Origin of the sequence: Rufibacter ruber (genome assembly GCF_014138425.1) — a bacterium.
Taxonomy (GTDB): domain Bacteria; phylum Bacteroidota; class Bacteroidia; order Cytophagales; family Hymenobacteraceae; genus Nibribacter; species Nibribacter ruber_C.
Window position 1 is genome coordinate 233,091 of record NZ_JACJIQ010000003.1, and the last position, 16,069, is coordinate 249,159.

A 16,069-nucleotide genomic window follows, 5' to 3' on the forward strand; every position below is an offset into this window, starting at 1 on the left:
TTGTACCAAAGGCCCGGCTTCTGCAGGTAGGAGGGGAACCAGCAGCGCGGTTGCGACTTACTCAATGGCTTTGATAAACCGCTGCACTGCCCGGTAGGTGGGGCCTCTCCTGGCCATCAGGCAATTGAACAGCGCAATGCTGGTGGCCGCGAAGAGAATCCCAAAGAGCACATCCAGAATGTAATGGTGGGAAGTGTAGACCGCCGCAAACCAGATTCCCGCGGCAATGACTGCAAACACCACCCTGGCCACTTTTAAACGGTTTTTGATGCCGTAGTACAACACAATCAGCGGATAGGCGGAATGGAGCGAGGGCATGGCCGCAAAGACATTGGACCCTTTGGCGTACATGCCCCGGAACAGGTCTATCTGGAAGAAGGCGTCAAACCGGGCGAGGCCGGCCATGTTACCGGGTGTTTTGGGAATGAACTCAAACCCATGCAGCTGTACATACCACGGTGGGGCCGCCGGATACAGATAATAGGCCACAAAGCCCAACAGGTTCACCAGCAGAAACGTCAGCGAAAAATAGGTGAACTGGGTTCTGTTCCGGAAGAACAGAAAGGCGGCAAACCCCATGGGTACCGGCACCCAGGAGAGGTAAAAGATACCGGAGAGCACATCCAGCAGCGTATAGTGGTGTAGCTGCCAATATTCGTTCGGGGTTAACCGCACCCCGTCCACCACCACCCCAAAGATTGCCTTCTCGGCCTCATACAGGTCTTTGATGTGTACCTCATTGAACCAGTAGTTGGGGAAGGCTTTCATATAGTCATACAGTACCCAGAACACCATGAAAATAGTGAAGCCCAGCGCAAACTTGCGGGTGATGGGGGAGAGGTAGTACAAAGAAGTGAACAGGACCACCAGTAACAGCTGGTCTGCCTTGAAGCCAATCAATATATAAGAGAGCAGCAGATACCCCAGCGAGAGGGCGGCTATCCAGAGGGCTGCTTTAGGAGAAGCGCTCTTTTCTGCTTTTTTAGCTACTGTGGAAGTAGTACGCATGTTATTTTTTGATGAAATCAGATCCAAATATCTTGTCCCAGAGCGAGGAACTGACGCCGTACCCCTTACTGGGGTCAGCGTAATGGTGCAGCATGTGGTGCTTCTTCAGCTTCTTCCAGAACCCGTTTTTGAAGTTGAAATGGTGCAGGGCATAATGCGAGAGGTCATACACCAGATACCCGGTCAGGAAAGCGGCAAAAAAAGCGTGGAGCGGCCCGCCCGTGAGGAACAGCCTGAAAAAAAAGTACAGCGCAGTGGCCATGGGAACACTGGCCGAAGGCGGCATGACCAACCTTTTGGCGTCATTGGGATAATCATGGTGTACGCCATGGAAAATAAAGTGCAGCCGTAGGGCCCAGGGTGCCTTTGGCACAAAATGGAACACGAACCGGTGCAGCAGGTATTCGGTCAGCGTCCAGACCACCAGCCCCAGCCCGTAGTATCCGGCAAAGGAGAGCAGGGAAAGGTGCTGCCGGTACAGGGCCTGCCAGCACAGAACGGCAATGATTGGCACGTAAATGTACAGTGGCACGGTAAAATGCACCTTAGAGAGCGCTTCCATCCAGTCTGCCTTGAACATTCTGACAGACTCTGTGGAATTAGAGACATAGTTCTTTTTCATAAAGGGGAAACATTATGGTTTGAACCGTTCTACAATTTCTTTACCTGTGGCAGATTCCCGGCCCTTGAACTCTGCATACACCACGTTGGGCACCCAGAGCGTTCCGCCCTCTATCCGGACAAACACCCGGTCTAAAACAGATGGTTTCTGCTGAATGGCGGCGTAGACATGCCACTTCCCGTCTGGTCCTTTCTGAAGATACAACGTGCGTTTGGAGTAGCTCACAAATTTAAGCTCAAATTTCTCTGCGCTTAGTTTCTTTACGTGCAACCCGTAGGCAAATTTCCGCTGGATAAAATTGAGTTCCTGCTTTCCGCCGCCATCTGCGTACCGGAGCCAGTAGATTTTGATGGGTTCTTCTTCGTTCAAAACCCCCTTGCTGTTCAGGTTCAGTTCATACACTATGGTGTTGGTGTTGGGGTCCCGTTGCACGAAGAACAGCAGGTTGGGAATTCCTTTGGGCGTGAGCAGTTCCTGGCCCTGGCTGGTTTTCAGGGTTTCCTGGGCAAAGGCCGGTAACGTGCCTGTACCCACCCAAAAGAAGAAGGCGCAAAGGGAGAAGATCGCTCTGTTCATGTTGTAAAACATCTACTTTCTCAACAAACGCTCTTTCTCTTCCAGGGCCTTTTTGGCTTCCAGCAGCCTGTTTAGGGCTGTGAGGTTGGTCAATACCGCCAAAACCGCCAGCGGAAAGGTGAACACGGACATGGTCTCGAACACCAGAAGGCGCGTGCCCGGCAGGAGGACTTTGTACTCTCCGCCAATCCAGGAGGCCAGCAGGCCGCACAGCATAGAAGAGAGGCCAATGAGAACAACGCGTTCAGGCCGCTGCATCAGTCCGCCTTTGCACGCTACGCCCAGGCCCTCTGCGCGGGCGCGGGTGTAGCTCACCATCATGGAGCCAATCAAGGCAATGAACGCCAGGAGCGAACTCAGGAAATAGTGGTGGGCCACCAGATAATAGCAAATGCCCAGGAACATGATCAGTTCAGAATACCGGTCTACTACAGAGTCAAACAAGGCTCCGTAGGGGGAACTCATTTTCCCGAGGCGGGCTACCTGGCCGTCCAGCATGTCAAACAGGCCGGCAAACAGGATCAGGAAACCCGCCCAACCCACATAGCTCAGATCACCACGGTTGCCCTGTTCGCCGCCCAGAATAAAAACCACCGCTACGCCCATATTCAGCAGAAAACCAGTGATGGTGACGGTGTTGGGCGTAAAACCCAGTGAGATGATGAACTTTACCAACGGGTTGATAATCTTATAGATCCCTTGCTGTAAGGTGTCTCTGAGGGTGTTTTTGCGTAGTGTGCTCTCCATGCTGTTTAACACTTAGAAATCAAATTTAAACCGGCCTCTGATCCCAAGTTCTGACACTTCTGGGTGGTTCAGGTAAGACAGGCGTTTCACCACGTCTACCCGGAAGAATTTAAACAGATTGCCTACGCCCACACTGGCTTCTACGTAAGGCTTTTTCTCCAGGGAGTAGGTGGTAGGCAAGCCATTGGCGTTGACCGGAAATGCCAGCAGGTCTTTGTTATTATTGTTGCCAGGATCATTTTCCTCCCTCACTTTGCCGTACAGCACCTTAAGGGTGGCAAACTCCCGCAGCTTGGTATGCCTGATCAAAGGCAGCTTGTTGAAAATAAAGCCATTGAAGCAGTGGTCTATGTTGAGGCTGGCGTATTGGTCACTTACAAACTCCAGAAAGTTCATGAGGTTGTAAGACTGAATCTGGTAAGAATACGTCTGGTTGGCCCGGTGAATGGCCAGTAAGGGGAACGGTACCTGCCCAACAATGTAACCACCTTCTGCTATTACGTCAGAATAGCCTAGCTGAGACAGAAAGAACCGTTTGGTCACGTTGAGGGTGAGGCTTTGGTAATCATAGTCTCCGTTGAAGACACCCTTTACCCCAGCCGCTGCCCGTAGCGTGAAAACCGGATATCTATTGACAATTGGGTACCGGTACAGTTTGCCTTGAACATACTCCTCATGCGGTGCCCAACGCAACTCCAGTTGAAACTCTGAGGTGGTGAGGCTTTTTATCTGGTCTGCGCCTCCTGTACCTGGCAGATCAGCTGTTGGCGGCGTGTTGTTCACTTTTAGGTATTGCAGACTCCCGGCGGGACTCTGTTCCCAGTTTTTGAACCCAACCCTGAAGGAAAAACGGTTTCTGAACTCATGCAGGTAATCAATGGTGTAGGTTTCATTGTAGAGCCATTTGTCATTGGTGCCCCGCTTGAAAGAGAGCAGGAAGTTGTCTTCCTGTACAAACTGTAGTTCCTGCCCCGGAATTTTGGTGTCTTTTTGATAATTCGCCCGCAAGGCACGCACCGGAAACTCAAAGATGGATCTATCTGTCAGGGAATAGGTGCCTCCCAGAAAGTACTTCCATTTTTCATCTTTAAACCCATAGGCGGCGTAAGTTTCCAGCATCAGCCGTTTGCTGAACGTGGTGGTGGTTCTGCCACCCGCCCTAAGTCTGAAACCTTCTACGGGGTTGAAACTATAAAAAGTATTAACTGGTCCTATTTCAAAGTAGGGGCCTGCCTGCTTGTAACCAGCAACCAGCATAGTGGCAATGTCCAGTGTCCGTTTAAAAGATTTGGTGCTTCTCAGGCTGTCAATGCTCAGATAGGTATTGGCTTCTGTGACAGAAAGGCTGTCATGGCGGTTTGTTGCCCAGAAATCCTCTTCCTGCTGATTGGCGGTAGGGGCTTTGGCCAGGGCTTCGCCTTCATAAAAACTGTTAGGCTGGGGTTGGTTGATCCGGAAGTCTTTATAAGAAACAGTACGTTCGCCGTACACGCCCCCTTTGCTGTTGGCGGTGGGGGCAAACTCAGAGCGCAGTACACTTTTGCTCAGGTTGTAGCGCCCGTTGGGCAACCGATCAAAATTTAGGGTAATGTGCAGGTCGCGCACCCAGTTAATGTTCACCTTTGGGCCTACTTCCATGTCTACTTTCTGCACGGCGTAGTTGCCGTCCATGGTCACGAACAGTTTTCCGGTAAAGAGGAAGTCGGCCTCATTTTTAGGCTGAAAAGAAAGTTCAGTCAGTTTTTGACCATCTACTATTACTGTGTCTGTGATGTAGAAGCGGTAGAAGGTAGGGGCCAGATCAGCTATGGGGCTCAGGAACTGGTTTGTGAGCAGGGTGATGTTGTTTTTGTAGATGTCAATGTCCTGGTACATGTGCTTCACGTAGGAATCAATCACCACAAACTCCCCAAAATCAACTTTCTTCTCCCCTTGTACAATGGTTTTCTTTTTTTCAGGCTCCTTTTTGAAATAGTGCTCAGAAATTGATTCCTGCAGGTAGAGGGGCAGAATGGCCGTGCCTTGCAGTTTAGTGGTATCTATGTTCTTGAGAACAAAATCATATTTTTTGAAAAAGAAGTTGCTGCGCAGTTTGTCTGGGGAGTTGCTGAGCGCCAGGAGCAACTTGTCATATTGCTGGTACTGCACATAGTTGTAGCTCTCCAGCCGGTTTTTGTTTCTGTTGTCAACCACCAGCCTGATCAGGTCTACGGCGGGGTTGTTTTTATTACTGTAATTGCGGCTGCGGCCTTTGATGACCACCTCCTTCAGTTTCTGTGACTCACTTTCCAGTTTCACGTTCAAGACCCTTGACTCTCCTGGTGTGAGGTCAATGGTTTGGGTTTTGTACCCCACGTAGGTAAACTGTACCCTGGTGATGGTCTGGGTGGTTCTGAAGGCAAAGTTTCCTTCCAAATCAGTACTAGCGCCCAGGCTGGTGCCCGGAAAGAAAATAGTCACGCCAATCAAGGGTTCATTGGTAGCAGCGTCTTTGACGGTGCCCCTGACAGAGGTTACCACCCCTTGCCCCTGGGCAAAATTGAAATTTGCTCCCATAGCTAGAAAGGCTACGCAGCAAATTAGTATATGTAAAGTTCTGACATATACATTCTTAGTTGAATACATATCTCTTTTGTAGAATAAAATTGTAGAAAAAGCCGACCAATAGAGAAATGGTGACTTTAGAGAAGATATAGTTGAGACCCAGATAGTGGGTGAACATGAACACTCCTGAAGCATTGAGTAGAAAGCTACCGCTCCAGACCAGGAAGTATTTGGTGGCTTGCGTGGGTATTGCTCCATGGGCAGCATGGAAAACCCAGGTTCTGCCTATAGAGAAATGTGTGATTCCACCAGAGATGGTGCCTAAAACAGTGGCGGCTACATACCAAATGCCTAAAAGTTCGACTGCAAAAATGGTCACCAGAAAGTCTACTCCTGATGCAATCAGGGAGACGGCCTGGGACCTTAGGAAGGTGAGCATCTAAAATAGATCCAGGTAGACAAGAAGTTGCAGAACCACGTTGGCGTAGATTCCGGAGAGCGCGTCATCCATCATCACCCCCCATCCGCCGGGCAGCCTCTCGGTTCTCCTGATGCCGAGGGGCTTCACAATGTCAAAGAAGCGGAACAGCACCAGCCCGGCCAGCAGGTAAGGGACCGTCACCGGGATGAACAGCAGGCTGGTGCACATGCCCGCCGCCTCGTCTACCACCACCTTTTTGTCGTCTTTGCCCCAGCAAGGTTCCACCTCATTGGCCGACCAGACGCCCAGTGCTGTTATCAGCGCCGTGACGCCTACTTGCCAGAGCACAAGCCCACCCCCGCCGCCCGGCAAGAAATACCAGCAAAGGCAGGTGGCCGCCGCGGCCACCGTGCCCCCGCCCCTGCCCACGTACCCGATGCCCAGGCCGGTGGAGATGAGTTTGTGCAGCTGAACCATATACAACTTTCTAAACCCTCAGTCCCCTACAGGGTGTCCACCAGCTCCTGGTAGTAGTCCAGGCCCAGGTGGGTGATCAGGTCCTCGCCCATCATGTGGCGCAGGGTGTTCTGCAGCTTCATGAGCTGCTTGAAGATGTCGTGCTCCGGGGCCAGGCCCTCGGCCGTCTGCGGGGACTTGTAGTAGAAGCTCAGCCACTCCTGGATGCCCGACATGCCCGCGCGCTGGGCAAGGTCGGTGAACAGGGCCAGGTCCAGCACCAGCGGCGCTGCCAGGATGGAGTCGCGGCACAGGAAGTTGATCTTGATCTGCATCTGGTAGCCCAGCCAGCCGAAGATGTCGATGTTGTCCCAGCTCTCCTTGTTGTCGCCGTGGGGCGGGTAGTAGTTGATCCTGACCTTGTGGTACATGTCCCCGTAGAGCTCGGGGTTGGACCCGGGGCGGAAGATCTCGTCCAGCACGCTCAGCTTTGAGACCTCCTTGGTCTTGAAGTTCTCGGGGTGGTCCAGCACGTAGCCGTCGCGGTTGCCCAGGATGTTGGAGGAGAACCAGCCCCTCACGCCCAGCGCCCTGGCGTGCAGCCCGGGGGCCAGGATGGTCTTCATCAGCGTCTGCCCGGTCTTGAAGTCCTTGCCCGAGACGGCCACGCCGTGCTCCTTCGCTAATTCCACCAGGGCGGGGATGTCCACGGTCAGGTTCGGCGCGCCGTTGGCGAAGGGCACGCCCGTCTTGATGGCCGCGTAGGCGTAGATCATGCTCGGGGCGATGGCCGGGTCGTTGTCCAGCAGGCCCTGCTCGAAGGCGGCGACGCTCCGGTGCACCTCCGACTCCTCGATGTAGATCTCGGTGGAGCCGCACCACACCATCACCAGGCGGTCGCAGCCGTTCTCCTGCTTGAAGGAGCGGATGTCCTCCATCAGCATCTCGGCCAGCTCCATCTTGTCGGCGCCCTGCTTCACGTGCTCGCCGTCCAGGTTGCGGGCGTAGGCCTTGTCGAAGACCGCCTTCATGGGCTTGAGCGCCTCCAGCTCGGGTTTGATGGCGTGCAGCAGCACGGGCTCCAGCACCCTGGCCTTGACGGCCGCCTCGAACACGTTGTCCTCGTACACGTCCCAGCCGCCGAAGACGATGTTGTTCAAATCAGCCAGCGGCACAAAATCCTTGATCAGCGGGTGGCGGTTCTCGGTGCGCTTGCCCAGCCGGATCCGGCCCATCTGCGTGAGCGAGCCCACCGGCTGTGAAAACCCTTTCTTGATCGACTCCACACCCGCAATAAGGGTGGTAGCCACCGCGCCCAGGCCCGGCAGCAGGATCCCCAGCTTGCCGCTGGCTTCTTTTAATTGGTATTCCATTGTGTTTAGATTAGTTAAATCAATTGTTTATAACCACTTATTTGCTTTATACCACTGCAGCGTATGGCTAAGTCCTTTTTCAAGGTCATACTCCGGTGTATAATGTAAATCCTGTTGAATGCGTGCTATGCTGCAGTTCCAGTTCTCTGCAATGAGCTCGCTTATTTTCTCCCGGTTCAAAGCCGGGGTTTTGGTTCCGGCCACCAATTCAGACACGGTCGCCAGGGCTTTAACCAGGCCCAAAGGAAGATGAAACCGAAGAGCCCTTTTCTGAAGAGCCTGTTTGGTCAGGTCTGCCAGATCATACCGGTCATAGCTTCTGCCATCAGATACATTATAGCAGGTTCCAGTCTTGTCTGACGCCAGGGCCTGCAATACTGCTTTGGCCAGGTCTTTCACATACACAAAGCTCAACCGCTGGTTCAGTTTGCCTATGTAAGGGTCCAGCCCTTTGCTGATGGTGGAGAACAGAAGGAAGATGTCTTTCTCCCTTGGCCCGTACACGGCGGTTGGGCGCAACACCAGCAGCGGGAGGTTCTCTATCTCAGCAAGCTGCTTCTCTGCCTGTAGCTTGCTTCTGCCGTAGTTGGTGACGGGGCGGGCACTGGTTTCTTCTGTAATGGGGCTGTCTTCCTGATAAGAAATAGGCCCCAAAGCGGCCAGGCTGCTGATGAAGACAAACTTCTTCAGAGGGATGGAAGCCTGCGCGGCGGCTATCCCTAAATTCCTGGTGTAGTCAGCGTTTACTCTATTGTATTCCTGCGCATCTTTGGCTTTGGTAGTACCGGCGGCATGAATAAGGTAAGTGTACTGCTTTTCCTCCAGTTCCTTCTGCAAGGCACTTACACTGGTAAAGTCAAGCTGCGTGTACTGAATAGGGAAGAGCTTCAGATGGTCTACCTCACTGGTTGGACGCACCGCCGCAAAGACTTCCAGACCTGCGTTTACTGCTGCTTCCACCAGATGATAGCCCACAAAGCCACTGGCTCCCGTTATCAGTACTCTTCCGTTCATATCGCCTTTTCGTAAATGCGGTATTTTTTATAGGGTTTGGCATCCATGTTCAGGAGACCCTGGTTCATGAGGGTGTTGTTCTCCAGAATCCAGGAAGCTTCTGCCACTTTCATTTTCTTCTTCTTGAACTGCTCCATGGCATGGCCGTAGAAGCAGGCCTCAATACCCAGTTTCCGGTAGCCTTCCAGCACACCCAGGGCAATGATGCGTAAGCCGTTTATCTTCTTCTTTTGGAAAAGCAACTTAAAGATACCGGTAGGTAGAAGACGGCCGTTCTTGATCTTGATCAGGATCTGGTTGATATCTGGCACTGACAAGGAGAAGCCAATAATATGGCCCGCATGCTCGGCTACCATGCAGAAATCAGGATCCAGGATCATCTTCAGGTCCTTGGCCATGTAGTCAAATTCCTTAGGAGTCATGGGAACAAAGCCCATGTTCTGGTCCCAGGCTTTGTTGTACACTTCTCTGATCCTGAAGACTTCCTCTTTGAAGTTCTTCAGGTTGACCGGTCTGATCTTGATCCCTTTGCGCTCCAGTCTTTCCTCCAGCACCTTTGTCATCTTGAAAGGACGTTCGTTGTAGTGCTGGGTGAACTGGTACGCAATCAGATCTACCTGTTTAGTAAGACCGGCTTTCTCCAGCAAATCCAGGTAATAAGGCTTGTTGTAGGTCATCATGACCACCGGCGGGCTGTCAAAGCCTTCTACCAGCAGGCCACACGTTTCATTGGTAGAGGGGTTCACCGGGCCAATCATGGTTTCAGCACCCTGTTCTTTTAACCAATTGGCAGCTTGCGTAAATAACAGATTGGCTACTTCCTGATTATTGATGCAGTCAAAAAAACCAAAGAACCCATCTTTCTGGCCGTTGGTTTGGTTATGGTTTCTATTCAAAACCGCAGCTATGCGTCCTGCCACGTTGTCGCCTTCATACACCAGATAGGGCTGAACAGAGGAATGATCATGGAAGGGGTGCTTGCCCGGGGTCAAGAGATCGCGTTGGGCAATGAACAGCTCAGGGACATAATTAGGATCCCCTTTGAAAAGCGTATGCGGAAAGTCTATAAAGGCTTTGAGCAGTTGCTTGGAGTTAACGGGCACTACTTGCCACATACACTTCTTGCTTAAGGTTGATCTGAAGTTCTCTAAATGCCTCAGAGAGTTTACTTACTGCCTCTTCAATCTGCGGAAAGGTATGGGTAGCCATCACAGAAAGACGAATAAGCGTGGAGTCTGCCGGTACTGCCGGGGCAACCACCGGGTTCACAAAGATCCCTTTGTCTTGCAGGGCGCGGGTGAGCAGGAACGTCTTGAAGTTGTCTCTCACATAGATAGGGATGATAGGCGACTCGGTAGGGCCTACTTCAAATCCTTCTTCCTGCAGCAGTTTGGTCATGTAGCGGGTGTTCGCCCACAAGCGGTCCATCCACTCTGGTTCCGTCTCAATAATGTCCAGGGCGGCCAAAGTACTCGCCACCGAAGACGGCGACATGCTGGCACTGAAAATAAGGGAGCGGGCGTGGTGTTTCAGGAACTGGATGGTTTCATGGTCAGCGGCAATAAAGCCCCCCAGTGAAGCCAGGGACTTACTGAACGTACCCATGATCAGGTCTACCTGATCAGTGAGGCCGAAGTGCGAAGCAGTGCCGGCACCCTTTTCGCCAATGACCCCCAGGCTGTGGGCGTCATCTACCATGATGCTGCCGCCGTACCGCTGGGCAATGGCCACAATCTCAGGTAACTTCACAATATCGCCTTCCATGCTGAAAATGCCGTCTACCACAATCAGCTTGATGGCGTCACTGGGCAGCTTGCTGATTTTCCGCTCCAGGTCTTCCATGTCATTATGCCTATATTTCAACACCTTGGAGAAGGAGAGGCGGCTGCCGTCTATGATAGAGGCGTGGTTGAACTCATCCAGCAGGATGTAGTCATTGCGGCCCGTCAAGCTGGAAACTACCCCCAGGTTCACCTGGAATCCGGTGCTGAAAACCAGGGCGGCGTCTTTGCCTACAAAGGCGGCCAGTCTTCTTTCAAGTTCCAGGTGCAGGTCCAGGGTGCCGTTCAGGAAGCGGGAGCCTGCGCAGCCTGTGCCGTAATCATCAATGGCTTTTTTGGCGGCCTCCTTGATTTTAGGGTGGTTGGTCAGCCCCAGATAGGCATTAGAGCCAAACATCAGCACCTTTTTCCCTTCAATGATGACTTCTGTATCCTGAGCCGATTCTATGGATCTGAAATATGGGTAGGCCCCTAACTCACTGGCTTTCTCCCCGGCTTTTTCTGGGGCGCCCTTTTCCCGGTTGGCCAGTCTCTCGCTTAATTTTTGTGTCATATAACCTGACATTTTTAAATACCTTACTTGCTGCGCGTGCAGACATTCTTGCAGACATTCATGCCTCTTCAGAGACACGGGGGGGAGGGTATTGATTTATTTAGTTGATTATGTCAACTAAACTTTTTCCGGAAAATCAGTTAATCAACTAGGCGTCTTTAGATGGTTGATGTGGTCAACTAAATGGATAGAAAATTAAATTTTATTCCTGAAGTGAAGGGCCACTTTTATAAAGACATTCACCTCTTCCTTGGTGAGACCCTCCTGTAGTGTAGAGTTTACTTTATGTTCTATTAACAAGGCTTTTTTTAACAATGTTTTTCCCAGTGTGGTGAGGTGTAAGGTTTTTTTCCTTCTGTCACAGGTGTGTCCAAACCGCTCTACTAACTTTTTCTCTTCGAGGGCTGCTATTACCCTTAAAACGGCTGATTTATCTATCTTGACAATATCTGCCAAGTCTTGCTGAATGAGCTTATTCCCTTTTGATAATAGATTCAGGAACATGAAGTGCTGGTAGGTTAAGTCCAAGCCTACCGCCTCAAATTCTTTTTCCACCGCCTTACCCAAGACCAGTCCGGTTCTGGCAATCAGTAATCCTATATGCGATGCCTCCTTCATTTCCTTGTCTTATTTCCTGTGCAAAGTAGTAGAAAGTAGTTGACATGTTCAACTAAATCATGGTATCTAAAAAGATAGTAATCAGAGAAAATAAAACTCAGGTTGCTGGTAAGGAAAAAGCGGAGATCAAAATTTGAAAGATAAATTTATAAAAGGGCTAGAGCTTTACAGATTTTGGCGCCTCGGCAGTAAGGGAAGGGGGAAGGGTAGCTTCAGGTTGAAGGGCATCCCGAAAAATAGCCCAAAGTTCCTTGCTTAAAATGGGCTGGTAATGAGCCTAGGGAAGATGTATAAAAATGTGACCCTGTCTAAAATTGACCACTCACCACGGCATTTGCGTCTGCTTGTTCCTTTGGTTATTGTGTATTTCTGTTTTCGGGCTGTTTTTCAGAAAATAGCCCGAAAACAGAAATACTCAGGAAGACGCTTGTTCAAGAACGGCTTAGAGAGAATAGGAGCTGAACAACTTTAAACTGCCCCTCTACCATTCTCTTTCCCTGGTCTAATTAGAAGCTCAATTTTTCCTGTTTGCTTGTTTAGAGACATACTCTACAAAGTCACCCACAGTGGTAAAAGGTACTTCATCAGGTATTACAATTTTGAAGCTTTTCTCCAGTTCCCAAATTACGCTAACCAAATCAAGGGTGTCAAACCCTAGTTCTTTCTTGAGGTGTGAAGAAACCCGAAGCCGAGATGGCTTGATCTCTTTTATTTTGCTGATTATTCTGACCACCTTCTGGGCAACAGAAGGGACTGCAACGGCGGATATCATGTGAAAAGGGTATAAGTTCTTCTAAAGGGTGTATGTGTTTAAATAAATCACCGTGATTGAGTTTTTATATGACTATCACGCAATGAATAAATCTTTTAGTTAAATCTGTTTTAAGCAGGCAATAGCTGTGGCATGTCTAAAGTGACCTCATGGGTGACAAACACTTCTGGGGTACCAACTACCCGCTCATTCGCTGACAAACCCACAGGTGACCGTGAGGTCATCTCCTAAAAGGATGGCAAAAGTAGGGACTTGGGTTCTCTGTCACAATGCAAGGGGCAGTTTCAAAAAGGTAAGTGCAGAAAAACGGGCACCAATAGCGCCCGTCTTTCTACATCATTCACTTTTAGGTGGCTTGTTTATCTATTAGGCGATGGCCGTATGGCCATGGCTTTCTTTCTTCGCCTCCAACTCGGCGGTTTCACGCTCCAGCTCTTCGGCGGTTTTGTCAATCAGGACAATCTCGGTTTGCTTGTCCCAGCCAAACTTGGCGAGGATTCGGTCAAAACCGTAGTAGATGATAGGCACCACAATCAGGGTCAGGAACATGGAAGAGCTCAGACCGCCAATCAAGGCCCAGGCCAGACCGTTCTTCGTCGCGGCTACGGAGCCACCGGCCAACGCGATTGGTAACATACCAATCACCATCGCCAGGGTCGTCATCAGGATGGGACGGAAACGGATTCTCACTGCTTCCAGCAACGCGCTCTTCACGTCATGACCTTCCTTCTTCATCTGGTTCGTAAAGTCCACCACCATAATGGCGTTCTTGGCTACCAGACCAATCATCATGATAATACCCAGGATAGAGAAAATACTCAAACTCTGAGCGGCCAAGGCCAGAGCCAGCAAGGCCCCAATAATCGCCAATGGAATAGAGAACAGTACTACCAGCGGATACACATACGAGTCATACAACGCCACCATGATCAGGTACACGAAGATGATGGAGGCCAGCAAGGCAATTCCCAGCGTACCGAAACCTTCACTCTGGTTTTTTAAGTCACCGGCGTAGTCAATGGTCACCCCGTTCGGTACTTTGATTTCGGCCATCTTGGCTTGAATATCAGCACCCACCGAACCGGACGGACGACCGATAACCTGCGAGTTCACGTTCAATGAGGTCACCCGGTTGGTACGCTCCAGCTGTGAAGGACCCGTAGATTGTTTGATGTCAGCGAACTGACCCAGACGTACCACTTTTCCTTGGTTATTGATGAAGGAAAGGTTGGCGATGTCGGTCACGTTGCGGCGGTCAAACTCATCTAACCTGATGTTGATGTCATAGTCCTCCGTACCTGAGCGGAAGGTAGCATCTGTGTTTCCGGAGAAAGCCATTTGCATACCGGCACCCACGCTTTCCAGGGTCATGCCTACGCTGGCCATCTTGTCACGGTCCACTACCACTTCAATCTCGGGGTTACCGCCTTCCACAGACACTTCCACGTCCACGGTTCCTTGTACCCCTTCCACTACCTGCGTCACGCGCTTGGAGAAGGCAATGAGGGTGTCAATGTTAGAGCCTGAAAGGACAATCTGGATTGGCGCCTGGGCGTTCCCCACCAAACCTACCGGTACCGGTGTCACTTCTACGTTGGGTAGTTTGCTTTCAATATCGGCTTTGGCCCGGCGGCTGAATTCCTGGGTACTGAAAGAACGTTCTTTCACATCAACCAAGGCTACGGAAAGCTCAGATTGGTACGCCGAAGTTTGGCCTTGCTGCGAAGATGCCGTGGTACCTACCGTGGTAAACACCCGCGTTACTTCCGGAATGCCGCTTAAATATTCTTCCACCTGTTTGGTGGCGAAGTTGGTTTGCTCTACGGTAGAATTTTTAGGCAACTCCAGCTGCAAACTCACCTCCCCGCGGTCACCGGCCGGGATAAACTCGTTCCCGATAAACCCAAACGGCACCAGCATGAACGAGGCAATCAGGAGCAGGAATGTAGCCGCCAGCGTAATGAACTTATGGTTAAACGCCCACTTCAACGCGCCGGTGAAACCGTCAATGATTTTGTCCAGCAAGCGCTCAAACCACAGAATGAACCGCCCGAATAGGTTTTTGTCAGATACGTGCTCCAGTTTAGAGAAGCGGCTGGCCAGCAACGGAATCAACGTGAACGCCACGAAGAGCGAAATCATAGTGGCAATGGCCACCACCACCGCAAATTGCCGCAGAATGTCAGACACCAAACCGGTAGACAAGGCAATTGGCACGAATACCACCACAATTACCAGGGTAATGGAGGTAACGGTGGCCATGATTTCTTTGATACCGTCATAGGCTGCCTGGGCCGGGGTTTTCCCCATTTCCATGTGGCGGTAAATGTTTTCAATCACCACAATGGCATCATCTACCAGAATACCTACCACCAGCGAGAGCGCCAGCAAAGACATCAAGTTCAACGAGTAGCCCAGCAGGAACATGGCAATAAACGTAGCCACCAACGAGGCCGGGATAGACACCATCACAATCACCGCGTTACGCAGCGAGTGCAGGAACAGTAACATTACCACGGCCACCAAAATAACGGCAATCACCAGGTCATGTATCACCGAGTCAGCGGCCTCCAGGGTAAAGTCAGAGCTGTCTGAGGCAATGTTGAATTTTAGGCCTTCTTTGGCATAGATTTTCTCCAGATTGGCCAAAGCCGCCTTGGTCTGCGCACTCACTTCCACCGCGTTCGCATCAGACTGTTTCTGAATGGTAATCCCCACCGAGGCTTTGGAGTTTATACGGCTCAACACGTCCACGTCTTTCTGGGTATCCTGTACTTCGGCTAAGTCTGATAACCGCACAGTTCCGTTCTGGTCAGATTTAATCACCAGGTTACGCAGTTGGTCCAGGTCCTGGTATTTACCCGCCAGACGAAGCTGGGTCTGTCCGTTTTCGTTCTTGATTCTACCAGTAGGGAAGTCCAGGTTAGAGTTCTTGATGCGCTGCTGCACCTGCAAGATAGAGATGCCGTAGGCTTCCAGTTTCTCGGCCTGAATGTTTACTTTGATTTCACGCTCAGCACCACCCAGGATTTTAATCTGGGCCATACCCGGCACGCGGGAAAGCTCTGGTTTAATCTTGTTGTCAATCAGGTCGAAGAACTCCGTGGGAGGCATGTTGGCCGTGGCCCCCATTTTGATGATAGGCAAGTCGTCAAAGTCAAACTTGTTCAGCGTGGGCGGATCTGCATCTTCGGGCAAGCGGGCCAGAATGGTGTTGATTTTCCGCTGGGCGTCCTGCAAGCTCAAATCTACGTTGGTGCCTTGGTTTAGCTGAATGGTGACAATAGAGAAACTCTCCAAAGAGGTTCCTTTCATCTCTTTCACGTTCTCCAGGGCAGAAAGCGCATCTTCAATCTCTTTGGTCACCGAGTTCTCCACCTCGTTCGGCGAAGCCCCGGGGTACAGAGTGGTAATGGTCAACACCGGAGGGCTGAACTTAGGCAGCAACTCGTAGTTGAGCGATTGGTAGGAGACAACGCCCAGCAGGGTAAGGACCGTAAAGACCACCACCACCAAGGTTGACCGCTGTATGGATAATTTGGTTATGTTCATTTTCTAAACTTCTTCTGTAAAAGAAAAGATGA

14 protein-coding genes are annotated in these 16,069 nt (G+C 51.0%); all 14 read right to left on the reverse strand.

Annotation, left to right across the window (positions count from 1 at the left end; genetic code table 11):
• Positions 1-57 precede the first annotated feature (57 nt).
• Positions 58-1,008, reverse strand: a complete 951-nt coding sequence (locus tag FHS90_RS05180) for a phosphatase PAP2 family protein (RefSeq protein WP_182512213.1) — start codon at positions 1,006-1,008, stop codon at positions 58-60.
• Between the two features lies 1 nt (position 1,009).
• On the reverse strand, positions 1,010-1,630 hold the full coding sequence (locus FHS90_RS05185; RefSeq protein WP_182512214.1) for a sterol desaturase family protein: 621 nt from the start codon (positions 1,628-1,630) through the stop codon (positions 1,010-1,012).
• A gap of 12 nt (positions 1,631-1,642) precedes the next feature.
• The gene (locus tag FHS90_RS22380) at positions 1,643-2,206 is read right to left on the reverse strand and encodes a DUF4833 domain-containing protein (RefSeq protein WP_182512215.1); all 564 of its coding nucleotides are present in this window, start codon (positions 2,204-2,206) and stop codon (positions 1,643-1,645) included.
• A gap of 12 nt (positions 2,207-2,218) precedes the next feature.
• A complete protein-coding gene (locus FHS90_RS22385) occupies positions 2,219-2,953 on the reverse strand; it encodes a CDP-alcohol phosphatidyltransferase family protein (protein WP_182512216.1) in 735 nt (244 codons plus the stop codon).
• Between the two features lie 12 nt (positions 2,954-2,965).
• Complete coding sequence (locus FHS90_RS05200) at positions 2,966-5,509, reverse strand: DUF5686 and carboxypeptidase-like regulatory domain-containing protein (protein ID WP_220482992.1); 2,544 nt, start codon at positions 5,507-5,509, stop codon at positions 2,966-2,968.
• Between the two features lie 55 nt (positions 5,510-5,564).
• Positions 5,565-5,936, reverse strand: coding sequence for a GtrA family protein (locus FHS90_RS05205; RefSeq protein WP_182512218.1), 372 nt, complete (start codon positions 5,934-5,936; stop codon positions 5,565-5,567).
• On the reverse strand, positions 5,937-6,395 hold the full coding sequence (locus FHS90_RS05210; RefSeq protein ID WP_182512219.1) for a phosphatidylglycerophosphatase A family protein: 459 nt from the start codon (positions 6,393-6,395) through the stop codon (positions 5,937-5,939). It lies immediately after the preceding gene.
• A gap of 26 nt (positions 6,396-6,421) precedes the next feature.
• Complete coding sequence (locus FHS90_RS05215) at positions 6,422-7,747, reverse strand: inositol-3-phosphate synthase (RefSeq protein WP_182512220.1); 1,326 nt, start codon at positions 7,745-7,747, stop codon at positions 6,422-6,424.
• Between the two features lie 27 nt (positions 7,748-7,774).
• The gene (locus FHS90_RS05220; protein WP_066833594.1) at positions 7,775-8,761 is read right to left on the reverse strand and encodes an NAD-dependent epimerase/dehydratase family protein; all 987 of its coding nucleotides are present in this window, start codon (positions 8,759-8,761) and stop codon (positions 7,775-7,777) included.
• Complete coding sequence (locus FHS90_RS05225) at positions 8,758-9,876, reverse strand: hypothetical protein (RefSeq protein WP_066833592.1); 1,119 nt, start codon at positions 9,874-9,876, stop codon at positions 8,758-8,760. Before FHS90_RS05225 ends, FHS90_RS05220 begins: the two co-directional genes overlap by 4 nt.
• The gene (gene spt / locus FHS90_RS05230; protein ID WP_182512221.1) at positions 9,854-11,095 is read right to left on the reverse strand and encodes a serine palmitoyltransferase; all 1,242 of its coding nucleotides are present in this window, start codon (positions 11,093-11,095) and stop codon (positions 9,854-9,856) included. The genes FHS90_RS05225 and spt overlap by 23 nt, the downstream gene beginning before the upstream one ends.
• Before the next feature lie 195 nt (positions 11,096-11,290).
• Entirely contained in the window at positions 11,291-11,713 is a 423-nt protein-coding gene (locus FHS90_RS05235) for a MarR family winged helix-turn-helix transcriptional regulator (protein WP_066833581.1), read from the reverse strand.
• 514 nt (positions 11,714-12,227) lie between these two features.
• Entirely contained in the window at positions 12,228-12,485 is a 258-nt protein-coding gene (locus FHS90_RS05240; protein WP_066833579.1) for an acyl carrier protein, read from the reverse strand.
• Between the two features lie 366 nt (positions 12,486-12,851).
• Positions 12,852-16,037, reverse strand: coding sequence for an efflux RND transporter permease subunit (locus FHS90_RS05245; protein ID WP_182512223.1), 3,186 nt, complete (start codon positions 16,035-16,037; stop codon positions 12,852-12,854).
• Positions 16,038-16,069 lie beyond the last annotated feature (32 nt).